The following is a 25,118-nucleotide window of genomic DNA, read 5'->3' on the forward strand; positions in this document are numbered from 1 at the left end:
ACTGTAGCGACGACGCCGGCCTTGTGCCGGCGTCGTTGTTTTTGTGTCGTCTGATGCCGGACGCTCGCCTTGTGCGAGCGGCCTGACAGCGGCGTTGCGGTGTTGATCGCGCCTATCGCGCCTCGCGTTTAATGCGTGGCGGCGTCGATGGCCTTGCGCTGATCTTCCGCGGCCTGGTCGGTAGCGGCCTGCACCGCGTGCGCCTTGTTTAATGGCTGCTGGATGTGGTCGCGCAAGGCAGTGGCCTGCGGGTCGGGCTTTTGGTCGGTGGGCGCCGGTTGCGGGCGCTGACAGGCAGCCAGCGGCAACGTCAAAACGGCGGCAAGCATCCAGTGAAGTTTCATCGTCGTGACCTCGCGAGCGGTGGCGGTATCCTAACGCCGGTGCCGCAGCTGCGCGTCAACTGCGCTGCAGCGACCGTTTTTCCGCGTTTTGAAAGAGGATCACCCACGTGACAACGCAGCGTTGGCGGCTGGATGGACAGACCGCGCTCATCACCGGCGCCAGTGCCGGTATTGGATTGGCCATCGCACGCGAACTGCTCGGCTTCGGGGCGGATCTGCTGATGGTGGCGCGCGATGCCGATGCGTTGGCGCAGGCACGCGACGAACTGGCCGAAGAATTTCCCGAGCGTGAGCTGCATGGGCTGGCGGCCGATGTGTCCGACGATGAAGAGCGTCGCGCGATCCTGGACTGGGTGGAAGACCACGCCGACGGCCTGCATCTGCTGATCAACAATGCCGGCGGCAACATCACCCGCGCCGCGATCGATTACACCGAAGACGAGTGGCGCGGCATCTTCGAAACCAACGTGTTTTCCGCATTCGAATTGTCGCGGTATGCGCATCCGCTGCTGACCCGGCACGCCGCTTCGGCCATCGTCAATGTGGGCAGCGTCTCGGGCATCACCCATGTGCGCAGCGGCGCGCCGTACGGCATGACCAAGGCCGCGTTGCAGCAGATGACGCGCAATTTGGCGGTGGAATGGGCAGAGGACGGCATCCGCGTCAACGCGGTCGCGCCGTGGTACATCCGCACGCGGCGCACCTCCGGCCCGTTGTCGGATCCGGATTACTACGAACAGGTGATCGAGCGCACCCCGATGCGCCGCATCGGCGAACCCGAAGAAGTCGCCGCAGCCGTGGGCTTTTTGTGCCTGCCTGCCGCCAGCTACATCACCGGCGAATGCATCGCGGTGGATGGCGGGTTTCTGCGCTACGGGTTCTAGCCTCACCGGCACACGATGCGGCCACTGTCAGGCGGCTGCGGCCGATCTGGCAACGGCGTGTAAACGAAAAGACGCTTAACCAGAGAAGGGCGCGTAATCCGCAACGCGCGCAACCAGAGGATTTCTGCGTCGGCACGGGATGCACTGGCACGGGAGACATCCCTTCCCCCGCATCGCGGGGGAAGGTGCCCGAAGGGCGGATGGGGGCATCGGTCATGTGCAGCCATGACGCACTCGCCATCGATCTGCTTCCGCACCCAACCGGTGCCGGCCGCCCGGGCTCGCGTAACGCCTGTCAGCTCCTTGCGCGCTGTGGTGATGGCAGACGTTGGCCGGGTATTGCCGCCAATCAGGGGAGTCTTTGCTACGTAAGCAGAAGAACCCCGCGTCGGCAGGAGATGCATCCCTTCCCCCACATCGCGGGGGAAGGTGCCCGAAGGGCGGATGGGGGCATCGGTGATGCGCAGGCATGACGCACTCGCCACCGATCTGCTTCCGCACCCAACCGGTGCCGGCCGCCCGTGCTCCCGTGACGCCTGTCAGCTCCTTGCGCGCTGTGATGATGGCAGGCGTTGGCTGCATGGTGCCGCGAGTGAGGGGAGTCTTTGCTACGTAAGCAGAAGGAGCCCCGGGTCGGCAGGAGATGCATCCCTTCCCCCGCATCGCGGGGGAAGGTGCCCGAAGGGCGGATGGGGGCATCGGTCATGCGCAGGCATGACGCACTCGCCATCGATCGCCTTCCCGCACGCAGCCCTGCAGAGTCAGTCAGGGCGCAGCGGATGGATTGGCGCAGCGGCTTTCGTCCAGCACCCGGCGCATCTGGTCGTAGCGCTGCTTGCGCTCTGCCGATTGCGCCTCGTCGGAGAAACGCCAGGTCGCCTCAGCCTGCTCGGCGCGTTTGCGCCAGGCCTCGCACAGACTCTGATCCGGCACCGGTGCGCAGCGGTCGGTGACCACTTCGCAGGCGCTGCCGCCACCGGTTGCCGGCCCGCCGGCCAAATTGGTGGTCTGCATCGGCAGGCAGCGTGTGGCCGGTTCTCGGTCTTCGGTGAAGTAGCGGCCATTGTCGTGTGCGGTGCATTCGAACAACGGCGGCGGAGGCAGCGTGGAGGTGGGCGTCAGCGGCGGTGGCGTCGATGCAGCTGCCGGCGCAGCAGGCGCGGCAGCGGGACTAGCGGGCGGCTGCCGTGCAGCTGGCGCAGTACGTACTGGTGCGGGTGCAGGCGTGCCGCCCGGTGCAAACGGCACCGCCGCCGGTGCGGTCATCATTTTCTTTTGTTGCTGCATGCCCTTCGGGCACGGCATGTTCTGCACGGTGAGCGCCCCGGAGGGATCGGTGCAGCGGTAGATGGCCACGTCCTGGGCGTTGGCGCCCGGTACCCAACCCAGCACCAGCATCAGCCACAAGGCGCGGCTCATGCGCCGCCGCAGTCGCGTTGCTGACGCGCTTCGATGCCACGTTGTTCGCGGCTGAGGTCCTGGCGTTCGCTCTGCAGCGCGCTGTTGTAGCGACGGATCAACTCCCAGCGGCGGTCTGCCAGCCGCGCGCAGACCTCTTGTTCGGGCAGGGCATGGCACTCGTCGCGGATCTGCACATTGCCGTAAGGCACGATCACCGTGCCGCCGTAGCCGCCGCCGTGGTAACTGTCCTGATAGCCGCCCTGGTAGCTACCGCCGCCAAAGCTGGCACTGCCGCGGATGCTGCCCCGCCCGGCGCCGCCCTGCACCGCAATCGCCGGGCGCGGGTTGACCGAGATCGGTGGACGCTGGATGCCGCCGCCGCTGATCGGCGGGCCAACCGCATTGCCCACGTAGGCCGGCCCCCAGGTCGGCACCCAGCGCGGATTGCCTTCCGGGCTGTCGCTGGTATAGCGCTCGCCGTCTTCGGTGGTGCACTCGTACATCGGCTGCGGTGGTTGCACGGTAACGATGCGCACTTCGCGCGACGGCGCGGCCGGAACGGGGACAGGTGCCTCCACGCGTTGCGGTCGCGGCGGCGGGTCCTGCGGGCGCTGCATGTCCAGCACCTGCTGGCGACCGCTGCTGCACGGCGCATCCTGCAGAGCCACGGTCCCGGTACTGCTGACGCAGCGGTAGACCCGCACGTTCGGGTCCGGCTTGGCGGCGGTGCTCGCTGCCAAGGCAGGCAGCGCGCAGGCCAGCAACAAAAAGGTTGGAAGAGTGCGCATGCGCCGAGTGTGCGCGCTTGGCGGCCGCGCAGCAAAGTGTGCGGACTGGCGCTGCTCAGGCCCGCGTGCGGGAAAGCGGGCGGGCCGGTGGATTCTGCGTCTGGGGCGTGGCGATGTGGCCGTCCGGCGGTCTGCTGCGTGACGTTGTCAGTGAGAGCTGGCGCTAGACCTGGAGCACGGCGATCTATGTAAGCGGGTTTGAAAGCGCCCTCGCCATGACATCACGTCGGTGCGCACCAGCAGCAGCTTGTTGTGATTGAAGCGGTGACCTTCGGTCGGCGCGTAGGCGCCGTGCACGATCTTCATGGTGCCGGTCGTCTCTCACCCGCCAGACGCCCGCTGCTGCGGTGCCAGAGGCCGCCCACATGCCGCAGGCTCAGTCGCGCAGGCTCTGACCGCTGCGCGCATCGCGGATCGGGGTGGGCTGCGCCAGCCCGCCGACATCGCCCGCCACCACGCCATCGATGGTCGCCAGCAGCGCCGGGTCCAGGGCCTCGCGGCTGCGTGCTGGTGGCTCGCCGGCCAGGTTGGCGCTTGTGGACACCAGTGGCGCCCCCCAGACCGCGCACAGCGCTGCCACGACCGGATGCGCGCTGATGCGTACGGCCAGCCCATCGTGCGTGCCGGTGACCCAGCGCGGCGCACGGGTGGTGACCGGCAGGATCCAGGTATGTGGGCCGGGCCAGCTGGCCAACACTTCATCCCGGCGGGCCGGCTCCAGCGCGTCGAGATCGACCCAGTCGCGCAGCACCTCGATGTCGGATGCCACCACGATCACGCCCTTGTCGACCGAGCGTCGCTTGATCTCCAGCAGGCGTAGCACGGCGGCCTCCTGTGCCGGGTCGCAGCCCAGCCCCCAGACCGCTTCGGTCGGGTAGGCGATCACGCCACCCTTCTGCAGGGTGGCGACGGCGCTGTCCAGGCCTAGCGTGTGATCCATGCGGGGCCTCAGCCTGCCGCCTTGCTCACGGTTTTCTTGACCACGCGCTTGGCGGCTTTCTTGGCCGCAGTCTTCTTGGCCGGCGCCTTCTTCGCAGCGGTCTTGGTGGCCGCTTTCTTCACCGCAGTCTTCTTGGCTGCCGCGTCTTTCGCTGCGGCGTCCTTGGCCACCTTGGCCGAATCCTTCACTGCATTCTTCTTGAGCGTGGCCTTCTTGGCGCCGAAGCCCTTGCGCACCGGCTTGCCGGTGTCGGCCAGCAACTGCTGCACTTCCTCGAAGGTCAGCGACGCCGGCTCGCGATCCTTCGGGATCTTGCCATTGAGCTTGCCATCGCTGATGTACGGGCCGAAGCGGCCGTTGAGCACCTGGATGTCGCTGCCGTCGAATTCCTTGATCACCCGGTTGCGCGCGATCTCTTCCTTCTCTTCGATCAGGAATACCGCACGCTCCAGATCGATGGTGTACGGGTCGTCTTCTTTCTTCAGCGACGCATACACGGTGCCACGGCGTGCAAACGGCCCGAACCGGCCGATGCCGACGCTGACGTCCTGCTCCTTGTCCTGGCCCAACGCGCGCGGCATTTTGAACAGTTCCAGCGCGTCCTCGATCGAGATCGAATAGATGCTCTGGCCCGGACGCAGCGAGGCGAACGTGGGCTTTTCTTCGTCTTCCACAGTGCCGATCTGCACCATCGGGCCGAAACGGCCGATGCGCGCGCTGACTTCCTTGCCGCTGACCGGGTCGGCGCCGAGCACGCGCACGCTGCCGGCGTCTGTCTTGTCCAGCGAATCCTTCTTGTCCTCGACCAGTTCCTTGAACGGGCCCCAGAACTTCTCCATCAACGGAATCCACTCGGCTTCGCCGCGCGACACCGCATCCAGATCGTCTTCCAGATTGGCGGTGAAGTCGTAGTCCACGTAGCGGGTGAAATGCCCGGACAGGAACTTGGACACCGCGCGGCCGACGTCGGTCGGGCGGAAGCTGCGGCCTTCCATCTCCACGTACTTGCGGAACTGCAGGGTCTGGATGATCGAGGCGTAGGTGGACGGACGGCCGATGCCGTATTCCTCCAGCGCCTTGACCAGCGCCGCTTCGGTGAAGCGCGGCGGCGGCTGGGTGAAATGCTGATCGGTGACGATGCGGTCCAGCGGGATGTTGTCGCCGGCTTTCATCAGCGGCAGCTTGCGGCCTTCGTCCTCGTCCTCGCTGCTCTTGGTGTCCTTGCCTTCTTCATAGACCGCCAAAAAGCCCGACACCACCACGGTGGTGCCGCTGGCACGGAACACCTGGTCGCTGCCGGCCGACAGATCGACGCTGACGGTATTGAGCGTGGCCGGAATCATCTGGCAGGCCACTGCGCGGCGCCAGATCAATTCGTACAGGCGGCGCTCGTCGTCAGACAAAAAGCGCGCGACCTGCGCAGGCGTGCGCAACGCGGAGGTCGGGCGCACTGCTTCGTGGGCTTCCTGCGCGTTCTTGGATTTGGTGGTGTAGGCGTTGGGCTGATCCGGCAACGACGCGGTGCCGAAATCGCGCGCGATCACGTCGCGGATCTCCGCCAGTGCGTCCTGCGACAGATTCACCGAGTCGGTACGCATATAGCTGATCAGACCGACCGAGCCTTCGTCGCCGAGCGCCACACCTTCGTACAACTTCTGCGCCACCTGCATGGTCTTGCGGGTGGTGAAGCCGAGCTTGCGCGACGCCTCCTGCTGCAGCGTGGAGGTGGTGAACGGCGGAGCAGGGCGGCGCTTGCGCTCCTTGCTGGCCACATCGGTGACATGCAGCACGCCTTGCGCGGCCTGCTGGATGCGCAGACGCGCGGCCTCAGCGGTGTCGCCGTCGGTCACGGTGAATTGTTCGAACTTCTGCCCGTCCAGCTTGATCAGGCGGGCGTTGAACGGCTGCGACGGATGCCGGCAATGCGCATCGATGGACCAGTATTCGCGCGCGATGAAGGCTTCGATCTCTTCTTCGCGCTCGACGATCATGCGTAGCGCCGGCGACTGCACGCGGCCGGCCGACAGCCCGCGCTGCACCTTGCGCCACAGCACCGGCGACAAGTTGAAGCCGACCAGATAGTCCAGTGCGCGGCGGGCCTGCTGCGCGTCCACCAGATCGACGGCGATCGCACGCGGCTTGAGCATGGCTTCCTTGATCGCGCGCGGCGTGATCTCGGTGAACACCACCCGCTGCATCGTCTTGTTCTCAAGCAGGCCGCGCTCTTTCAGGATCTCGGCGATATGCCAGCTGATCGCCTCACCCTCGCGGTCCGGGTCGGTTGCCAGATAGATGTCGTCGGCGCTCTTGGCGGCACGGGCAATGGCTTCGACATGCTTCTCGTTTTTCTCGATCAGGTCGTAACGCATCGCAAAGCCGTTATCCGGATCGACCGCACCCTCCTTGGGGACGAGGTCGCGCACGTGCCCATACGAGGCCAGGACGGTGAAGTCCTTGCCGAGGTATTTATTGATCGTCTTGGCCTTGGCGGGCGATTCGACGATGAGCAGGTGCTTGGGCATGGTGGCAAATTCTTGGGGCGGAGCCCGGGGGGCAGGTAGCGTGGCCTAATTGGCCGGTTGAGGGAAGCAGATCGGCCGTTTCCCACACGTTAACGCCCGGGGAGTACTCCCGGGCGTTCAGTTCTCTTATTAGAAAGATCACGGCGGACGCCGCCGTGTCAAGCGGCGGGCGCGGCGAACTGCTAGCTCTGGCTCATTCCGATCGTCGCCAGCATGATCACCACGACCACGATCGACAACACCAGCATCACCCCGTAAATGGCCAGCACCACGATCGACACCGTGTCCAGACCGCGCGACTGCAGCTCCGGGCGGTCGGTGAAGGCCCAGCGGTCCACAACCAGCGTGTCGCAGATCTTGTCGTGCGGAGTCTGCTTGCGCTGCGACATGCCGGCCATGAAGGCCGCCACGACCGCGCCGATCCCCAGGGTGAGGACGCTGATCAACATGTAGGCCAGATAGCGCAACACATTGCGCCAGAACCCGACCCGCGCTCCGTTGCTGTCGGCGCGCACGACCTTGATGCCGCAGGCGAGCTTGCCCAGGCTGGCCTGAAGCCGGCTGGACTGCATCCAGGCGAAATACAGCGTGGGGATGGCCAGGCCGATGCCGTAGGACATCACCACAATGGCGATGCCCAGCGCACTGCCGTCGTCCATCGACGACGCGGAATCGCCCATGCTGGTGCCGAGCGCCACGACGAACACCAGCGGAATCACGATCAGATAGACCGCGAAGGTGGTGATCAGGCTATCCAGGATGCTAGCCGCCACACGCCGCCATAGGCCCGCGTAGACCACTGGCGCGTCATGGGTGACGACTGCAGCAGCGGGCAGTGCGGCTACCGGGGTATCCCAGGCACTTGGCAACGGCGTGGCGGCCGGGGCTGGGGGCAGTGGGGTGGTAGCAGCGGTCGCCGCTGGGGTTGGCGCATGCACGGCGGGATCCACAGCGCCAGGCGTGCCGGGCCACGACTCGTTGCCCTCGGACGCGACCGGCGCAGAGGCGGTCAATTGACCGGCTGGCGCGTCCTCAGCCGTGTGCGGCGGATGGTCTGCGGCGCCCACAGGCGCGCCCGTCCAGGACACGGCGTCCGGCGTCGCGCCAGAGTGAGTCGGAGATGGTCCGGGTCCGGGCAGCGCATCCGCATCAGCCGCGGCAGGCTCTGCCTGTCTTGACCAGGCCTGCGATGGAAGGTCCGTCGCCGGGGCTGCGGCAACCGGGGGCGCATCCCGGAGCGCGGTGTCAGCAGGCAGTGCGACGGCTGGCGCAGCCTCGTCATGCGCGGGCATCGGCGCCTCTGCGGCGGGCGGGGATGCTGGCGCCAGCGTGTCCACGCCCAGTTCGGACGCAACTTCGCTCAGGGTCACCCACTGCGGCAGACCTTCGCGCCAGACCAGACTGGTGTGATCGATGATGCCCTGCGACAGGCGCGCGGCAAGCGTGTCCGTGTCGACCGGCCCCTGGCGTTGCCGCTGTGCGTCGGCGTAGTACCACTGCGTCATGATGTCCCCTTGGATGATGCGTTGTGCGTGCAGCGACCGGTCAGCCGCGGCAGTCCTGCGGAAGTTGGTTGTCGTCGATCTCGGAACTGCACTCCCAGGTGCCGGCATCCGCATCGAAATCCAGCCACAGCGCCTTGCCGTCGATCTTGGGCGAGCCGGGAGCATGCAGCAGCGCCTCGACGCCGCAGGCGCTGGTGTCGAAACGGCCGATCTGCACGCTGGTCAGGGTGCCGTTGGCGTAGTGCTCGGGCGTCTGGAAGCCGGTATCCCCATTCTCCGGGCAACGGCCTTCGCGCGCGAGAAAGTCGGCGATCTGCGGCTTCAGTGGCGCCAATGCAGCAACTGCCGCGGTGACCTTGGCGCGGGTCTGATAGTCCTTGTAGGCCGGCAATGCGATCGCCGCGAGGATGCCGATCATGGCAACGACCACAAACAAGCCTGCCACCGCGCCCAACACCAACAGCAGTGGCCATGCTGGCCCCTTGGCAGGTTGGCGCAGGTGCGGTGACGCAGGGTTGACCGGCGGGGCGCCCGCTGCTGCCATTGGTAATGGCGGCGGGACCGTAGTGGCATGCAGATCGGTGGAGATCGGCGGGCCGAGCGCGTCGGCACAAGCAGCCAGCGGCAGCCACTGCTCCAGACCTTCGCGCCAGACCAGCGTGTCCAGGGCAATCTGACGATCGCGATACAGACCCAGCAGAACCTCGTCGGCCACCGGGCCACGCCGCTGGCGGTTGCCTTCGGCGTAATACCAACTGCTCATCCCCGTCCCCTCGCACGCACGTCCGTGGCGGCTTCAGCCTTCAGTGTACGGGTTCAGGCTCGTCCAGGAACATCTGGGTTTCCATCCAGGCATAGGCCGCTTCCGCGCCCGGCTGGTTGAACAACACCATCAGCACCACCCATTTGAGGTCGTCCAGATCCAGCTCGTCCTGGTCCAACGCCATGGCGCGGTCCAGCACCAACTCGCGCTGGTCGGCATCGAGAATGCGGTGTTGTTCGAGGAACAGCAGAAATCCACGGCAATCGACATCGAGCTTGTCCAGCTCCGGGCCGTGATAAATACGCACGGGGCCATCGACATGCGGACGCGCCACACTTGGGCGCTGCTCGGAGAGCGCGTCCAGCCAGTCGAACGCCTTGCTGATTTCTGCGGGACTGAAGCCGGCCTGGATCAGGCCATTCTGAAGCGAGTCACGGTCACGGACCAGGTCCGCGTCTTCGCTGAAATAATGTTCAAACAGGTACAGCAGTACATCGAGAATGCTCTCTTTCATTGCCCCTCGGCCTGCGTCGCGCGACGCTGTGGAGGTGAAGAAACTAGGGATTGCGGGTATAGCGACCGTGCTCGGTGACCACGTCTCCCTCCAGTTCCATGATGAGCAGCATGGAGGACAGCGCGGCGGCCGTCAATCCGGTGCGTTCGACCAGGGAATCCATAGGGGTAGGGTCGTGGCCCAGTGCCTGCCACAAGCGCTGGTAGTCGGGGTCCGGGCGCGTGGAAGTGGTGGTGCGCGTCGTCCTGGGCACTTGAGTGGGGGCGGCCAGGCGCTCGCGCAAGGCGGTGGCCAACTCGCCCGACAGCAGTTGTAGTCCCTCGATGACCTGGGCCGGTTCCTGCGCCAGCGTTGCGCCCTGGCGGATCAAGTGGTGGCAGCCGCGCGCGAGCGGGTTGTGCAGCGAGCCGGGCAGGGCGAACACCTCGCGCCCGGCCTCGGCCGCCAGGCGCGCGGTGATCAGCGCGCCCGAGCGCATCGCCGCTTCGACCACCAAGGTGCCCAGCGCCAGCCCGGCAATGATCCGGTTGCGCGCTGGAAAATGCGCGGCCACCGGCCCGGTGCCGGGCAGGTATTCGCTGACCACTGCGCCGCGTGCGGCAATGCGATCGCGCAATGCCTGGTGATGCGCGGGATAAGCCACGTCGGCACCAGTGCCGACCACCGCCACTGTGATGCCGTCAGGCTGGGCGAGCGCGGCGTCGTGTGCGATCGCATCCACGCCGGCGGCCATCCCGCTGACGATGCCCAGGCCTGCAGATGCCAGGCTCGATGCGAAGGCGCGGGTGTGGTCGCGTCCGCCAGCGGTGGCGGAGCGGCTGCCGACCACGGCCACGCCGGGATGCCAGAGTGCGTTGGGGTCGCCGTCCACGAACAGCGCCAGCGGCGGGTTGGCGATGTGGCGCAGCAGTGCCGGGTAGTCCGGGTCTTGCCAGCCGATCAGGTGGTGGCCGGGTTGTTCGCACCAGCGCAGCGCCGCATCCAGTGCTTGCGGGTCGGGCGTCTGCAGCCGTTCCGATTGCAGGTCGTCACAGCCGGCCGCGCGCCAGGCGCCGGGCCCGGCAGTCAGAACGTCGGACAGGCTGGCGAAAGAGCTCAGCAGCGCGCGACGCGGTGGGCTGCGGCCGCCAGCCAACAGCAACATCAACATTGCGCGCAGATCGGGAGAGGTGGGAGCCATGCGCACAGCCTGGGCCGAAAACGACGACGGCGCCCTCGGGCGCCGTCGCGTTGCCGCATCGGACTTTCAGATTACTGCGCGTCAGGATGCTTGACGAAGTAGCCCAGGCCGGTTGGCTTGACGCTTTCCATCACCAGCGCATAGCTGACCTTGTCGAAGGTGCGGAACACCATCGCGTGCGAGGCATATTCATCGGGCAGGCCGACGGTGGAGCCGGACGGGCCGCTGAAATCGTCATCGGTACGCGAGAAGCGCGAATGCTTCACGCGGTCGCTGACGGTGCGTCCCTTGCGCCAGATCGAGAACACCGTGCCGTTGTTGATGCCTTCGCGCGCGCCGCCGGAAATGGCGATCACGTCGCGGGTACCGCCAACGATGAAGGCGTCGGAAATGGCCAGCACGCGCAGCTCGGTCTGCAGCGCCTGGTCGGACGGCGGATGCGGGATGAACTGCAAATCATACGGCTGCGCTTCCACTGCCACGATGCGATCGCCGGCGCGCACTTCGCGGCCGCTGTCCTGCAGTAGCAAGGTCGCCGCCTTGGAATTGCCGCCTGCCGCGCTGCGGGTGATGGTGCCGACGTTGACCTGCGCCATCTCATAGCCGAGGAACTCACGGCGCGTGCTCGGCGCGATGAAGTTCTTCCAGATGTTGCCGGAGCCGGCGGTGATATTGCCCGCCATATCCAGGTCTTCGTTGGGCTTGGGCAGGCTGAACTTCACGGTCGGACGCACCACCGCAAAGCGTTGGCCCGGCTGCGCGTCTTCCAGGCCGACCACATAGGCGACCTGCCCGGTGGTGGCGCGCGAGCGTCCGCCTTCCAGGCCAACCACGTAGGGCAGCTCGTCGAAGTCTTCGACCACGCGAAGATTCTTCAGGAACGGCTCGACATCGGCCAGCGGAATCGCGTTGATCGGCGCTTCCTGGCGCGGGCCGGGCTGGATCGTGCCTTTCCCCACACGGTCCAGGTAGGCCAGGCTGATCACGTCACCCGGATAGATCAGGTGCGGATTCTGGATCTGTGGATTGGCTTGCCAAATTTCCGGCCACAGCCATGGTTTTTGCAAAAAACGCCCAGCAATGTCCCAAAGGGTATCCCCCTTGCGGACCACATAGGTGTCTGGATGCTCGCCCACCGCTTGCGCGGCAGCGTAGGTCGCGACGGTCAGCATCGCCGCAGCGACGACCGTACGAAGTCGGTTCAACATGAGTGCCTTCTTGCCTGATTCCCCAACAGGTCCGCGCACTATAGTCCAGAAACCGGGGCGCCACGCAAGCATTGCGCTAGAATGCCCCCGTCTTGCCGGCGCCGCGCCGGTGTTTCTGGACGGGTAACCCCATGGCTTTGCTCCCTATTCTCGAATTTCCCGATCCGCGGCTGCGCACCAAAGCCGTGCCGGTCGATGCGACCGAAGTCACCAGCCCGGCGTTCCAGACGCTGCTGGATGACATGTTCCAGACCATGTACGAGGCGCCCGGCATCGGCCTGGCTGCCAGTCAGGTGGATGTGCACAAGCGCTTCCTGGTGATCGACGTCAGCGAGGAAAAGAACACCCCGCAGGTGTTCGTCAACCCGGAAATCATCACCAGGCAGGGCGAGCAGGTGTATCAGGAAGGCTGCCTGTCGGTGCCCAGCATTTTTGCCGATGTCAGCCGCGCCGATGCGATCACCCTGCGTTATCTCGACCGTCATGGGCAGCCTCACGAGCTGAGCACCGATGGCCTGCTGGCGGTATGCATCCAGCACGAGATGGACCACCTGGACGGCAAGTTGTTCGTGGATTACCTGTCGCCGCTCAAGCGCGAAATGGTGCGCAAGAAGCTGGCCAAAATGCGCAAGCATGTGGCTTGAGGGCGGGGATTGGGTGTTCGGGAGTGGGGATTGGCGAATGCGGTCCCCGTGCACGTGTTGACGCCGGTGTGCAGTTCGTTTGTTCAACAAACCTGATTGGCGGCGTCATGCATGGGGCGCGAGGTCGTGTGTCTCTGCACAGACCTGGTTTGAAGTCCGGCCTGTCCATCCCGGCGACTGAAAGCACCAGCCAACCGCTGTTGCCAATTCCCAATCCCACTTCCCCAATCCCCACTCATCGGCCCGCCGATTCCATTCGGCTGCGTCACCCGCCGTTGCCAATCCCCAATTCCGACTCCCGAATCCCAGCCCTATGAGAATTGTCTTCGCCGGTACGCCGGACTTCGCTGTCGCCTCGTTACGCGTTGCCGCGCAACGACATGAAGTGGTGGCGGTCTATACCCAGCCGGATCGGCCAGCCGGTCGCGGTCGCGGGCTGACGCCGTCGCCGGTGAAGCTGGAGGCGATCGCGCGCGGCATTCCGGTGTACCAGCCGCAGACGCTGCGCTCGCCCGAGGCGCTGGCCACGCTGCGCGGACTCAATGCCGATCTGATGGTGGTGGTGGCCTACGGGCTGATCCTGCCCAAGGCGGTGCTGGCTGCGCCGACTCACGGCTGCTGGAATGTGCATGCCTCGCTGCTGCCGCGCTGGCGTGGCGCCGCGCCGATCCAGCGTGCGATCGAGGCCGGCGATACCGAAACCGGCGTGTGCCTGATGCAGATGGAAGCCGGTCTGGATACCGGCCCGGTGCTGTTGTCGCAACGCATCGAGATCGGCGAGCAGGAAACCGGCGGCCAGCTGCACGACCGCCTGGCCGCGTTGGGTGCGCAGGTACTGTCCGATGGCCTGGGCTTGCTGCGTGCCGGCATTCGCCCGGTGGCGCAAGCGCAGCCGGCCGAGGGCGTCACCTACGCGCACAAGCTGGACAAGGCGCAGGCGCGGCTGGACTGGGCGCAGCCGGCGCAGGAACTGGCGCGGCGCGTGCGTGCGTTCAATCCGTGGCCGGTGGCCGAGGCCACGCTGGCCGGCGAGCGGGTGCGTCTGCATGGCGCGGTGGCGCTCGAGTTGGCCCATCAACAGCCGCCGGGCACCTTGTTGGCCGCCAGCAAGCAGGGCATCGACATCGCCTGCGGGCAGGGCGCGCTGCGGGTGCGCGTGTTGCAGCGTGAGGGCGGCAAGGCGATCACCGCCGCCGATTACCTCAACGCGCGCCGCGACCTGCCGGCGCTGCGCTGATGGCCGCCGACACCGCGGCGGCTGGCGTCGCCTCACGGCTGGCAGCCGCGAAGGTGCTCACGGCCGTGTTCGACCAGGGCCGTTCGTTGAAGGCCGAACTGACCGCTGCGCTGCCTGGCATTGCCGATCCGCGCGATCGCGCGCTGGTGGAGGCGATCTGTTTTGCAGTGCTGCGGCGCCGCCCGGCCTACGACGTCGCCTTGCGGCAATGGCTGGAACGCCCGCTGCCGCCGCGCGATGCCGAACTCAAGGCATTGTTGATGGCCGGCTTCGCTCAGCTCGACGTGCTGCAACTGCCCGCGCACGCGGCGCTGTCGGCCACCGTGGAGGCGTGTCGCGCGCTGGGCCGGCCGCGCCAGGCCGGCATGGTCAACGCGATCCTGCGGCGCGCGCAGCGCGAAGGATTTCCGGCGGTCTCGGACGATGCCGGTTGGCCGTCGTGGTTGCGCAAGCAGCTGCGTGCCGATTGGGGCGAGCAGGCCGAAGCGATCTTCGTCGCAAGCGCGCAGATGGCGCCGATGTGGCTGCGCGTGCATCGCGGGCGCAGCGACCCAGCCGCCTATGTGGCGCGGCTGGCAGAGGTGGGCATCTCCGCACAGATCGACACGGTGCTGCCTGATGCGCTGCGGTTGCACAGTGCAGTGCCGGTGAGCCAGTTGCCGGGCTTTGCCGAAGGCGAGGTCTCGGTGCAGGACGGCTCCGCGCAGCAGGTGGCCGACGCGCTGACGCTTACGCCGGCGGCGCGGGTACTCGATGCCTGCGCTGCGCCCGGTGGCAAGGCGGCGCATCTGCTGGAGCGTTACCCGCAGTTGCAGCTCACCGCGCTGGATGTGGATGCGCGCCGGCTGGAACGCGTGCAACAGACGTTGCAGCGCACCGTGCCGAACGCGCAGGTCGCGCTGCATGCCGCCGATGCGGCCGATCCGGCGGCATGGTGGGACGGTCAGCCCTTCGATGCAGTACTGCTGGATGCGCCGTGTTCGGCCACCGGCGTGGTGCGTCGTCAGCCGGATGTGCTGTTGCACCGCCGCGCCGACGACATCGATGCGCTGTGCGCCCTGCAGGCGCGCTTGCTGGATGCGACGTGGCGCACGTTGCGTCCGGGCGGCCAGCTGCTCTACACCACCTGCTCGCTGCTGGCGCGCGAGAACCAGGGGCAGGTCGAGGCCTTCCTGCAACGCACGCCCGATGCGCAGGCGCAGCCCTTGGGTGCGCAGTTCGGCCATGCGGCGGGCCCGGGACGTCAGCGGTTTCCCGGCGAGCAGCACTGCGACGGTTTCTTCTACGCGCTTTTGCTAAAAGCGTCCTGATCGCGCGCCGATGTCGGCGCTCCCTTTTCGCGTCCCATTGCCGCCCGCCATGCTCAAGACCCGTGCTTCAAAGGATTTCTGGTTGCTGGCCATCACCGCGGTGCTGGTGATCGGTGCCGGGCTGGGGTTGCGTGACCCCTGGCCGTCGGACGAGCCGCGTTTTGCGCTGGTCGCCAAGCAGATGGTGCTGAGCGGGGACTGGTTGTTCCCGCATCGCGGCAACGAGCTGTATTCGGACAAGCCGCCGATGTTGATGTGGCTGCAGGCACTGTTCTACACGCTGCTGGGCAATTGGCGGGTGGCGTTCTTGCTGCCGTCGCTGCTCGCGGCGCTGGGCACGCTGGCCTGTGTGTACGACCTGGGACGGCGGCTGTGGACCCGGCGGGTGGGGGTGTATGCCGCGTGGCTGCTGTTGTTCACCCTGCACTTCACCTTTCAGGCCAAGAAGGCGCAGATCGACCCGCTGGTGGTGTTCTGGATCACCCTGGCCAATTACGGGCTGCTGCGGCATCTGTTGATGGGTCCGGCCTGGCGCTGGTGGACGCTGGGCTGGTTTGCCGCCGGGCTGGGTGTGATCACCAAGGGCGTGGGCATCATCGCGCTGCTGATGCTGATCCCGGCCGGCATTGCCGCCGCACGCGGTTGGCCGGGTGTGCGCGTGCATGTGCGCGACCGTCGCTTCTGGCTCGGGCCGCTGTTCTTCTTCGTGGCGATCGCGCTGTGGTTCGTGCCGATGATGGTCACCGCGCTCACCGCCGGCCAGCCCGAATACCGCGTGTATCTCAACGACATCCTGCTGCGCCAGACCGCCAAGCGCTACGCCAGTTCGTGGGATCACGCGCAGCCGATCTGGTACCACCTGCAGAGCATGGCCACGATGTGGATGCCGACCGTCCTGCTGTTGCCATGGGCGATTCCGGCGTGGTGGCGGCGGTTGCGCCGGCGCGATGCGCGTTATCTGCTGCCGTTGGCGTGGTGGTTGCTGGTGCTGGTGTTCTTCACCATCCCCAGCGGCAAGCGCGATGTCTACATCCTGCCGGCGTTGCCGATGTTCTGTCTGGCGCTGGCGCCGTTGGCCGCGGGTTTGCTGCGCCGGGTCGGGGTGCAGCGGGTGCTGTTCGGTTTTGCGCTGCTGCTGACTGTGGTCTTCGCCGCAGGCGGGGCGGCGATGTTGATCGGGCACCCCGGATTCGAGCAGAAGATCATGGACAGCCGCGGGGTCGGCAACGAAGCCACCGACCCGCTGGGCTGGCTGCTGCTGGCGGTGGGCACCTGGGGCGTGGCGAGCCTGCTGCTGTTGCGCGTGCGCCGCTCCGCGCTGGCGGTGGTGTCGCTGCTGGGCGCGTGGTGGGTGGCGTTCGGGCTGGTCTGCTACCCGATCTTCAACGATTCCAGTTCGGCCGGTGCGGTGATGCGCGAGGTCGGGCGCCGTATCGGCCCGGATGCCCAGCTCGGCCTGGTGGCGTGGAAGGAGCAGAACCTGCTGATGGCTGACCGCCCGGCGCAGACCTTCGGCTTTAAGGTGCCATGGGAAGAACAGCTGCGACGCGGCGCGGCCTGGCAGGCCGAGCAACCGGGGCAGCGTTGGCTGATGGCGCAGGAGACGGCGCTGCTGGGCTGCGTGGACCGCAGTCGCAGCCAGCTGGTCGGTGTGGCTAATCGACGTCGGTGGTGGCTGGTACCGGGCGATGCGGTGCGCGGCGACTGCGTGGCCAGCTCCACGGAGCGGGCGGTCGAAGAAAAGGAGCAGGGCAACCTGGACGTCGAATGAGCCCTTCACGCGCGCATTTCAGGTCCTGCCTGCATCAGGCCACTGCAGTGGCTGGCGATTGTCTAGCAGTCATTCATGCGGGACATCGTTAGCTTGGTCGGCGTCGCTGACGTGCAGTGCCTGTCTCGCCCCCTTCCGCCACCGATCTTTCAATGAATTCACTGCGTACCCAGCCCACTTCGCTCTCGCAGTCCGCACCCGTGGCATCGCGCGCGGGCGTGGGCATCGCCGAGCTGGGGGTGTTCACGCTGACCGCGTTGGTGGTGAGCATGCCCAGCGGCTTGCTGCCGTTCGGCCTGTGCTTGTTGCTTGGCTCGCTGGTCGGCTGGCGCAGCTTGCGTGCCGGCATCGCGGCGCGCAGCGGCGCGTTGCGCGCGGTGGGGTGGCTGACGGTGGTCGTGATCGCAATGTCGCTGCTGTCGATCGCTTTGTTCGAGCACGGCCTGCGCGATGTCGACAACCGCTCGCGCTTTCTGGTGCTGCCCTGGGCTGCGTTATGGGCTTACGCCTTGCAACCCCGCCAGGTCTGGCTGTGGCGGGGCGCATTGGCCGGCGTGTTTGCGGCCATGTTGATCGCATTGCTGCAGGTGATGAATGGCGCCGACCGTGCAGAAGGCTTTACCAATGCGATTGTGTTTGCCGACATCGCGCTGATGTTGCTGGTGGTGGTGGCGTTTTGTCGTCCGGTCGGCGCTGTGCGCTGGCTGGTCGCTGCGGGGGTCGCAGCGGTGGTGGTGATCGTGCTCAGCGGCAGCCGCGGCGTGTGGCTGGCGTTGCTGGCCACCGTGGGTGTGCTGGCCTGGGGCGCGCCGTGGCATAGCGCGCGCATGCGGCTGCTGACTTTCGTCAGCGGTGCGGTGCTGGCGGTGGGCGTGGTCGTCAGCGTGCCCGCATTGACCGACCAGATGCGCCTGGGCGAGTTGCAGAGCGATCTGCAACGCTACGAAGTGGGCGACAGCGATTCGTCTGCCGGGGCCCGCATCGAACGCCTGCATGTGGCCTGGGATACCTTGCGCGCGCATCCGCTGACCGGCGTCGGTGTAGGTCGGTTCGATGATGCGATGCGCGAGTTGCCGGTCTGTTCCAGCGGCACCTGGCTGCTGCGCTGCCATCTGGGCCATGCGCATAACGATCTGGCTGAATGGGGTGCTACCCAGGGCGTGCCCGGGCTGTTGCTGCTGATTGCGGTCTATGGCGTGCCGCTGTGGGTGTTCGTGCGCTTGCATCGACGCAGCGGGCAGGTGCAGTTCCGCGGGCCGGCGGCGGCCGGGGTGATGATCGTGATCAGCTATGCGCTGTGCGGGTTGACCCAGTCGATGTTCGCGCACCAGGTCTCGGCAAGCTTCTACTCGGCGATGGTCGGCATATTGGTGGGCCTGGCCGCACGTCAGGCACAGCCGGCAATACCGAAGGCTGTCGGCAACGCGTAGCGAGCAGTGGTGAGTTGGAGACGCTTCGCGTGTTCGGAACCTGATCGGCTGGAGTGCGGCCAACAAGCATCCAGACCTGCGCAAACCGTCATGCGTCTGCCCGCCCATGCGAAGCGATTCATCTGCGCGACGGGTACGTGGCCACCGAGCGCATCAGTCGCGCCGCCTGGGATGAGCGCAGCAGCCGTGCTGACCGCGCTCAGTCGCTGTGTTGATCCGCAGCGCGCGGCGGGTCCTGTACCGGCTGGTTGTGCTGTAGCAGCCACAGCATGATGGTCTTCTGGCGTACGTAGTTGGCACGCACGTAGGCGTAGATCAGCCCGTGCCAGCCATCGCGAAACCCGCCGCGCAGCAGATAGCCGCGCCAGAAGCGCCAGGCCGGCGCCAACACCAGCTTGCTCCAGGTCGCGCGCTTGCCGCGGGCGTAGTCGTGCTCGGCCATCATCTGTGCGTAGCGCTGGGTCTTGGCCAGCTGCTGCATCAGCGACCGGTAGGGGTAGTGGACCAGGTCGCCGCGCAAGGTGACCACGGCACCATCGACGCTGGCCGCTTCGTGGATCTCGCGCTTGCCGCGCCAGCCGCCACGGCGTCGGTCGAACAGGCGCAGCACGCGGTCCGGATACGCATTGCCGTGGCGCAAGAAGCGGCCGAAATACTCGGAGAGCCGCGCAAAACGATAGCCGGCCGCGTCGGCAAAGCCGGCATCGCGTGCCGCCAGGATCGATGCGCGCAAACTGTCGCTGATGCGTTCGTCCGCATCCAGGCACAGCACCCAGTCGTGGCTGGCTTGCGCGACGCAATACGCCTTCTGGCTGCGGTAGCCATCGAAGGCGCGTTGCAGCACGCGCGCGCCATGCGCGCTGGCAATGGCAGCAGTGGCATCGGTGGAACCGGAGTCCACCACCACGATCTCATCGCAGAACGCCAGCGAGGTCAGGCAGTCGCGTAGGCGATCGGCCTCGTTGAACGCGATAATGCAGGCGCTAATGCGAGGCCGTTCGTCGGGTGCGGTCGAAGAGGACATGTGATGGCCGATTACCTGCTGTTCGCAACGGAGCGTTACGCGTTGCCTATTCTGGCGCCATTGGCGCAGGCATTACAGGCCCGCGGCGACACGGTTGCCGCCTGGTACGAAGGCGGTGCGCGCGGACTGGTGCTGCCGGGCGTACGCGAAGTGGGGTTGCGCGAGGCGCTGGCCCTGCGTCCGCGTGCGGTGTTCAGTGCGGCCAACTGGGTGCCGCCGTTTATTTCTGGCGCCAAGGTGCAGCTCTTCCACGGATTCAACGTGCAAAAGCGCGAGGACAATCGCGGCCATTTTCGCGTGCGCGGCTTGTTCGATCTGTATTGCACGCAAGGCCCGGCCACCACTGCGCCGTTTCGTGCACTGGCGGCGCGCGAGGGTCATTTTGCGGTGGTGGAAACCGGCTGGCCCAAGCTCGATCCGGTGTTTCGCGATGACGGCGGGCACAGCGCCACGCTGCGTGCGCCCGCTAACGGGCGGCCGGTGATCCTGTTCGGTTCCACCTTTACCGAGCGCCTGAGCGCGGCACCTGTGCTGTATGAGGAAATCGCCGCCGATATCGCGCGCGGTGCGCACTACTGGCTGCTCACCTTGCATCCCAAATGCGCGCCGGAATTGTTCGACCGCTATCGCGCGCTGGCTGGTGCCAATGCGCGGTTTGTCGAGCCCGAAGAGGTCGTGGCGGCGCAGCGTGCGGCCGATGTGCTGGTCTCCGATACCTCGTCGATCGTCTCCGAGTTCGTGGTGCAGCACAAACCGGTGGTGACCTTCCGCAACCGCGTGCCGCAGCCGCATATGCTGGACTTTCAGCAGCCGGCGCAGTTGCCGCAGCAACTGGCACGTGCGCTGGCGCCGGATGCCGAACTACGCGGCGCGCTGGCCAGTTATGCCGATGCGATCCATCCGTATCGCGATGGCAGATCGTCCGAACGAGTGATCGCCGCCACCGAGGATTTCATCGCCGGCAAGCTCGGTACGCTGCGACGCAAGCCGCTGGGCGCCCTGTGGCGAGGGCTACAGATTCGGCGCGAACTCGGCTATTGGGGTCCGGCGCAGCGCTGATCGTCGGTCGTGGACGATCTCCCTGCCGATCAGTGAGGCTGGTCCAATCAGCAATCAGCAATCAGCAATCACCAATCACCAATCACCAATCACCAATCACCAATCACCAATCACCAATCACCAGCGCAGCTTGCGCCGTGCCAGCGCGGCGCCCAGTTGGGTTTGCAGCGCCTGCGCCTGCGCCAAAGGCACAAAGCGCAAGCGCAAGGCCGGGCCGGTGGGACTGGCGCCGGCGGTGTCCAGCCACAGCGTGGAAGTGCCGGTCAGGCGATCCAGCGGCGAGCGTTGTAATTGCAGCGCCTGCAGCTTGTCCAGTTCGGCCAGCCGCCACCAGCGCTTCCACCAGCCGCCGCGTACCGCCACATAGCGCGCATCTACCGCATAGCCCATGCGGTGCACCTGACGATGCGCCTTGAAGGCGCTCCACGGCAGCCACAGCAGCAGCCACGCAGCCTGACTGCCGAACTGCCACGCTAGCCCGGCCACCAGCGGCAGCAACATCAGCAGCATCGGCAAACTCAGCCGCCACCAGCAGTGCGTGGCGATCGCCTGCCACTGCGCCGGCGGCCACGCAATACCCGGCAGCAGACTTTGCAACAAGGCATCGCAGCGCTGCGGCTCGGCGATCGGTGCCAGCTCTTTCAGCGCGCTATCGTGGTTGTCGCCGGTGTTGGTCACGGCGGTATCCACGCGCAACTGGCGGCGGCCAAACAGGCGATGCAGCCGGCTTTCATACACCGTCCATGACTGGATCCGCCGCAGTGCAACGCTGCTGCGGATCCGCGTCAGCAGGCCGCGCTCCACGGTGAGGCGCCGCTCTGATTCGCTGAGATGAAAGCCGTGGTATTGCGCCACGGCCAGGGCCACCGAGAGCGCGCGCATGGCCAGCAGCACCGCCACGACGGCGATCGTCACCAGGATCGTGGTGACGGCTGCACCCGGATGGATCTGGTTGACGTAGCGGTACGCGATCTCGCCATTGGTCTCGATAAAGCTGGACGCCACCCGGCGCGGAATCATCTGATAGATCACACCGAAACTGGCCGCGACCACCACCATGCCGCGGTTGGAAATCAGGCCCAGCCGGATCACTTCGCCCATCGGCAGGCGCAACAAGGTGGTGCGGTCGTCGGTCTGCACGGCAGCTGCAGCTGCATCGGCGTGGTGGGCGCGGCGCCGTATCAGATCTTCCAGCGCCAGCGCCTGATCCAGTCGCAGCACGCGCATTTCCGCTTCGGGTTTGTGCCCGCCGGCCGATTCCAGCCGCACTTCCGCCACACCGGCCAACCGATGCAGCAGCGATTGATGCACCACCACGTTGTGGATGCGGGCGAATGGAATGTCGCGCCGGCTGCGCTCCAGCAGGCCGCTGCGGATCGCCACGCTGTCTTGCCCAATGCGATAGCGATAGGTGAAGTAACGCAGCACCGAAATCGCCACCAGCACGGAGATCACCACGGCGGTGGCGATGTGGTCGGCAAAATCGCGGCTGCCGTCGCGGCTGCCGAACACGACCAAGGCGACCAACGGAATCAGGAACTGGCGAATCTGCTGCAGCAGCACGAACACCCACGACAGCGGATGCAGCCGCTGCTCGTCGTGGCCAGGGTGTTCGATGGCATTCACAGCGCGTCGTCGTGGTGATCGAGCTGGCGGGCGAGGCGGTCGCGCAGATGTTCGGCGTCGGCCTGATCCAGGCCGGACAGCGCCACCGCATTGAGCCGGCTGCCGGCGGTGTGCACCACCAGCGTGGTCAGGCGCGTGGCGCGTTCGATCGGGCCGCGGCGCAGATCCACGTGCTGCACGCGCGAGATCGGCACGCGCGTGTCGCTCTGCCACAGATGCCCGCGTTGCAGCGCCAGGCCATGCTGGTCGAGTTTCCACAGCGTGAGCCGGTGCCGTTTGACTGCCAGCCATGCGCACAGCATCGCCAGCACCAGCGTCACGCCCAGCACCGCCGGCCAGTAGTGCCAGGCATGCAGCGCAGTGACGGCGACACCGGCCGCGATCAGGCCGGCACAGCCACCGCCAAGTGCGCCATTGACCGCGGCCACGTAGGCGCCACGGCGTGGTAACTGCTGCCAGTGCGCGTGATCCACCGGCGGTGTGTCGGCAGGCGCGGCGCTGACCAGGATGTCGGGGTGCGGCGGTGGAGCGTCGTGCACGAGGCGTGCCTGCAGAAGCGGTGCGCAAGCATAGCCGGGTGCCCGGTCAGGGCGCATCCGCTCTGGCCTTGGGTTGCAAGGAACTGGGTTGGACGGCTGACAGACGCCGTCGTGGTGCAGCGGGCAACCACGTTCGGTGGTCGAGAGTGTTTCTAGAGCGGCTAACGAAACGTAGCGAGCAATCGTCAGGTGGGCGTGGGCGGCGCATTAGAAACCGGAGTGTACGAGTGGTATATGCCGCAGCGAGCACCGGCAGCGCCCGCCTGGTGGCTGCGCAGTCGTTTCGTTAGGCGATCCTCATCAGTGCGCGCGTTTGCGCTACACGGCGGGTCTCGCAGACCGACACCCACGCCGATGGCGCGCAGCGATGACGATCGAAACACGGAACTTCGTCAGGCAGACGTCAAAAGAAGGTACGCATTAGGCGCCGATGGCCGGATGCATCGGCCCCGGCACGCGCCTCCTGCGTGCCGGTGACACCCAGCCAGGCAGCCTGCTGCCCGCGCTTACTGCGCAGCCAGAATCAGCGCATCCACATCCAGCGCATGGCCGGCGCGCGCGGCCTTGGTGCGCAGATACTGCTCGTTTTCAGGGGTGATATCGCCGGTGATCGGGATGCGATCTTCGACAAAGATCCCCGCGGCGCGCAGCCGCTCGGCCTTGGCCGGGTTATTGGTCAGCAGACGGATGCGGCCGATGCCCAGGCCGCGCAACATCGCCACCGCGCTGCCGTAGCGGCGCTCGTCCGGGCCGAAGCCCAGCTGCGCATCAGCATCGATGGTGTCCAGGCCTGCATGCTGGTAGCCGTAGGCGCGCATCTTGGCGGCGATGCCGGTGCCGCGGCCTTCCTGATCCAGATACAGCAGCACACCGCCGCCGAGATCCTTCAACTTGGCCAGGCCGTGTCGCAGCTGGTCGCCGCAGTCGCACTTGAGCGAGCCGAACAGGTCGCCGGTGAGGCACGACGAGTGCACGCGCACCGGTACCGCGCCCGACAGGTCGGGCTGGCCCACCACGATCGCCACTTGATCGCGCTGTGCGACGCCGCCGCGGAACACCACGAATTCGCTCATGCCCAGGCCGCGCAATGGCACCGGCGTGCGGGTGACGAGCTCAAAGCCGGCCGCGGCCGATTTGGCGCAGCCACTGCTCAGATCGTCCAGGCTCAGCGACTGGCATCCGGCAAAGGCGGCGTGGGCGTGCACGTCGCGCAGCTCCACGGCCAGCAGGGCCGGCAGCAGCAATCCCAGCCGCGCGATCTCCACCCCGCCGGCATCCAGCGCATCGCCAGCCGCCCACTGCGCCGGCACCGTGGTGTCGCGCAGATAGGCCAATGCGGCGAGTTGGTCGTAGCTGTAGTCGGCCAGGGCCACGCGCGCGCCTTGCGGCGCAGTCAGCCCCAGCACCTGGGCGCGGGTCGGCGTGACGAACAGATAGTGACGGCCCTGCGCGGCACGTGCGAACGCGGCATACGACTGCGCCGTGCTGCTGTCCAACGCCAATACCGCACGCGCCTGCCCATCGGCGGCGGTCAACAGCACCGGCCGGCCGGCGCGCAGCTCGGAGGCGGCGCGCTCGCAGCGGATGGCTGCCGGGTCGCCGAAGGCCTGTGCGCTGGGGGAGGGGACGGGGCTGCTCATGCACGACTCCAGATGGGGATTGCCACGGCCGCTTCAAGGCGGACGCCGCCGCGCCAGTGCCGGCCGCATGCCGCCATTGTCGCGTGGTTCGCAACTGGCGGTTGCCACCATCGGGTGGAACGCTGCATCCAGTGGCTGCGATTGAGTGACGGCACAGGCGCCGATTGGTTGTGCGCCGCGCGCGTTGTTCAGCGCCCGGCAATGCTTTCTAATTCGATCACCTCTCAGCTCAGCGGATCCCATGCGTCTTATCGACTGCAGCGAAGCGCGTCACGCCAGCGCGATCCTGGACATCTTCAACGAGGCCATCGCCAACTCGACCGCGTTGTACGACTACCGGCCGCGTCTGCCGGAGAGCATGGTCGGCTGGTTCGCCACCAAGCGCGCGGGCGGCTTTCCGGTGATTGGTGTCGAAGATGCCGATGGCACGCTGATGGGCTTTGCCAGCTACGGCACCTTTCGCGCCTGGCCGGCGTTCAAGTACAGCGTCGAACATTCGATCTATGTGCACCAGGACCATCGCGGCAAAGGCCTGGGGCGCACGTTGCTGCAAGCGCTGATCGCCGCGGCCGAGCAGCGTGGCGTGCATGTGCTGGTCGGTGGTATCGATGCCAGCAACCAGGCCAGCGTGGCGCTGCACGAACAGTTCGGCTTTACCCATGCCGGCACCGTGCGCGAGGCCGGGTTCAAGTTCGGGCGCTGGCTGGATCTGGCGTTCTATCAACGCATTCTGGCGACGCCCGCAGACCCGCACGACGACTGACGCACCCGGCCCGGCTGCCGCGCTCG

At 66.7% G+C, this 25,118-nt stretch carries 22 protein-coding genes and 1 other RNA gene; 8 read left to right on the forward strand and 15 right to left on the reverse strand.

Going from position 1 to position 25,118, the window contains the following annotated elements; genetic code table 11:
• Positions 1-128 precede the first annotated feature (128 nt).
• On the reverse strand, positions 129-344 hold the full coding sequence (locus VC212_RS18020; protein ID WP_323515078.1) for a hypothetical protein: 216 nt from the start codon (positions 342-344) through the stop codon (positions 129-131).
• Positions 345-451: 107 nt separating this feature from the next.
• Here VC212_RS18020 and VC212_RS18025 point away from each other — a divergent pair, with 107 nt between their 5' ends.
• Entirely contained in the window at positions 452-1,228 is a 777-nt protein-coding gene (locus VC212_RS18025; RefSeq protein ID WP_311240642.1) for an SDR family oxidoreductase, read from the forward strand.
• Between the two features lie 765 nt (positions 1,229-1,993).
• Here VC212_RS18025 and VC212_RS18030 read toward each other — a convergent pair.
• The 9 genes from VC212_RS18030 to VC212_RS18070 form a co-directional block, all read right to left on the reverse strand.
• Positions 1,994-2,647 carry a DUF4124 domain-containing protein gene (locus VC212_RS18030; protein ID WP_323515077.1) on the reverse strand — a complete coding sequence of 218 codons (654 nt, stop codon included), beginning with the start codon at positions 2,645-2,647 and terminating at the stop codon, positions 1,994-1,996.
• A complete protein-coding gene (locus tag VC212_RS18035) occupies positions 2,644-3,417 on the reverse strand; it encodes a DUF4124 domain-containing protein (RefSeq protein ID WP_323515076.1) in 774 nt (257 codons plus the stop codon). The genes VC212_RS18030 and VC212_RS18035 overlap by 4 nt, the downstream gene beginning before the upstream one ends.
• A gap of 376 nt (positions 3,418-3,793) precedes the next feature.
• Positions 3,794-4,357 (reverse strand): Sua5/YciO/YrdC/YwlC family protein, encoded by a 564-nt coding sequence (locus VC212_RS18040; protein ID WP_323515075.1) that lies wholly within the window; start codon positions 4,355-4,357, stop codon positions 3,794-3,796.
• A gap of 8 nt (positions 4,358-4,365) precedes the next feature.
• Positions 4,366-6,879 carry a DNA topoisomerase I gene (locus VC212_RS18045; protein WP_323515074.1) on the reverse strand — a complete coding sequence of 838 codons (2,514 nt, stop codon included), beginning with the start codon at positions 6,877-6,879 and terminating at the stop codon, positions 4,366-4,368.
• A gap of 182 nt (positions 6,880-7,061) precedes the next feature.
• Positions 7,062-8,384 carry an RDD family protein gene (locus tag VC212_RS18050; protein ID WP_323515072.1) on the reverse strand — a complete coding sequence of 441 codons (1,323 nt, stop codon included), beginning with the start codon at positions 8,382-8,384 and terminating at the stop codon, positions 7,062-7,064.
• A 40-nt stretch (positions 8,385-8,424) separates the two neighbouring features.
• Positions 8,425-9,147 carry a pilin gene (locus VC212_RS18055; protein WP_323515071.1) on the reverse strand — a complete coding sequence of 241 codons (723 nt, stop codon included), beginning with the start codon at positions 9,145-9,147 and terminating at the stop codon, positions 8,425-8,427.
• 40 nt (positions 9,148-9,187) lie between these two features.
• Positions 9,188-9,661 (reverse strand): DUF494 family protein, encoded by a 474-nt coding sequence (locus VC212_RS18060; RefSeq protein WP_003484452.1) that lies wholly within the window; start codon positions 9,659-9,661, stop codon positions 9,188-9,190.
• A 43-nt stretch (positions 9,662-9,704) separates the two neighbouring features.
• The gene (gene dprA, locus VC212_RS18065; protein WP_055847641.1) at positions 9,705-10,841 is read right to left on the reverse strand and encodes a DNA-processing protein DprA; all 1,137 of its coding nucleotides are present in this window, start codon (positions 10,839-10,841) and stop codon (positions 9,705-9,707) included.
• Between the two features lie 71 nt (positions 10,842-10,912).
• Positions 10,913-12,049 carry a LysM peptidoglycan-binding domain-containing protein gene (locus VC212_RS18070; protein ID WP_055847644.1) on the reverse strand — a complete coding sequence of 379 codons (1,137 nt, stop codon included), beginning with the start codon at positions 12,047-12,049 and terminating at the stop codon, positions 10,913-10,915.
• Positions 12,050-12,180: 131 nt separating this feature from the next.
• On the opposite strand from VC212_RS18070, the gene def reads away from it, so the two are divergent.
• The 5 genes from def to VC212_RS18095 all read left to right on the forward strand — a co-directional run bounded on the left by def (position 12,181) and on the right by VC212_RS18095 (position 18,441).
• Complete coding sequence (def, locus tag VC212_RS18075; protein WP_115514054.1) at positions 12,181-12,693, forward strand: peptide deformylase; 513 nt, start codon at positions 12,181-12,183, stop codon at positions 12,691-12,693.
• 313 nt (positions 12,694-13,006) lie between these two features.
• The gene (gene fmt / locus VC212_RS18080) at positions 13,007-13,930 is read left to right on the forward strand and encodes a methionyl-tRNA formyltransferase (RefSeq protein WP_115554730.1); all 924 of its coding nucleotides are present in this window, start codon (positions 13,007-13,009) and stop codon (positions 13,928-13,930) included.
• Complete coding sequence (gene rsmB, locus VC212_RS18085) at positions 13,930-15,240, forward strand: 16S rRNA (cytosine(967)-C(5))-methyltransferase RsmB (RefSeq protein ID WP_323515070.1); 1,311 nt, start codon at positions 13,930-13,932, stop codon at positions 15,238-15,240. The genes fmt and rsmB overlap by 1 nt, the downstream gene beginning before the upstream one ends.
• A gap of 49 nt (positions 15,241-15,289) precedes the next feature.
• Positions 15,290-17,011: a glycosyltransferase family 39 protein gene (locus tag VC212_RS18090; protein ID WP_323515069.1), complete on the forward strand. Its 1,722-nt coding sequence runs from the start codon at positions 15,290-15,292 to the stop codon at positions 17,009-17,011.
• 152 nt (positions 17,012-17,163) lie between these two features.
• Complete coding sequence (locus VC212_RS18095; RefSeq protein ID WP_323515068.1) at positions 17,164-18,441, forward strand: O-antigen ligase; 1,278 nt, start codon at positions 17,164-17,166, stop codon at positions 18,439-18,441.
• Positions 18,442-18,640: 199 nt separating this feature from the next.
• On the opposite strand, the gene VC212_RS18100 is transcribed toward VC212_RS18095, so the two are convergent.
• Positions 18,641-19,465, reverse strand: a complete 825-nt coding sequence (locus VC212_RS18100) for a glycosyltransferase family 2 protein (protein WP_323515066.1) — start codon at positions 19,463-19,465, stop codon at positions 18,641-18,643.
• Here VC212_RS18100 and VC212_RS18105 point away from each other — a divergent pair, their 5' ends adjacent.
• The gene (locus VC212_RS18105; RefSeq protein WP_323515065.1) at positions 19,466-20,524 is read left to right on the forward strand and encodes a CDP-glycerol glycerophosphotransferase family protein; all 1,059 of its coding nucleotides are present in this window, start codon (positions 19,466-19,468) and stop codon (positions 20,522-20,524) included.
• Between the two features lie 117 nt (positions 20,525-20,641).
• Here VC212_RS18105 and VC212_RS18110 read toward each other — a convergent pair whose 3' ends face one another.
• From VC212_RS18110 to ribA, 4 genes are all read right to left on the reverse strand, one after another.
• Positions 20,642-22,150, reverse strand: coding sequence for a PH domain-containing protein (locus VC212_RS18110; RefSeq protein ID WP_323515064.1), 1,509 nt, complete (start codon positions 22,148-22,150; stop codon positions 20,642-20,644).
• The gene (locus VC212_RS18115) at positions 22,147-22,623 is read right to left on the reverse strand and encodes a PH domain-containing protein (RefSeq protein WP_323515106.1); all 477 of its coding nucleotides are present in this window, start codon (positions 22,621-22,623) and stop codon (positions 22,147-22,149) included. Before VC212_RS18115 ends, VC212_RS18110 begins: the two co-directional genes overlap by 4 nt.
• Positions 22,624-22,848: 225 nt before the next feature.
• Positions 22,849-22,925: non-coding RNA, sX9 sRNA (locus VC212_RS18120), on the reverse strand.
• 270 nt (positions 22,926-23,195) lie between these two features.
• Entirely contained in the window at positions 23,196-24,329 is a 1,134-nt protein-coding gene (gene ribA, locus VC212_RS18125; protein WP_323515063.1) for a GTP cyclohydrolase II RibA, read from the reverse strand.
• Between the two features lie 241 nt (positions 24,330-24,570).
• On the opposite strand from ribA, the gene VC212_RS18130 reads away from it, so the two are divergent.
• Positions 24,571-25,092 carry a GNAT family N-acetyltransferase gene (locus tag VC212_RS18130; RefSeq protein WP_055847672.1) on the forward strand — a complete coding sequence of 174 codons (522 nt, stop codon included), beginning with the start codon at positions 24,571-24,573 and terminating at the stop codon, positions 25,090-25,092.
• The last annotated feature ends 26 nt before the right edge of the window (positions 25,093-25,118 follow it).

The sequence above is a fragment of the Xanthomonas sp. WHRI 8932A genome (assembly GCF_035012785.1).
In the GTDB taxonomy this organism is placed as follows: Bacteria; Pseudomonadota; Gammaproteobacteria; order Xanthomonadales; family Xanthomonadaceae; genus Xanthomonas.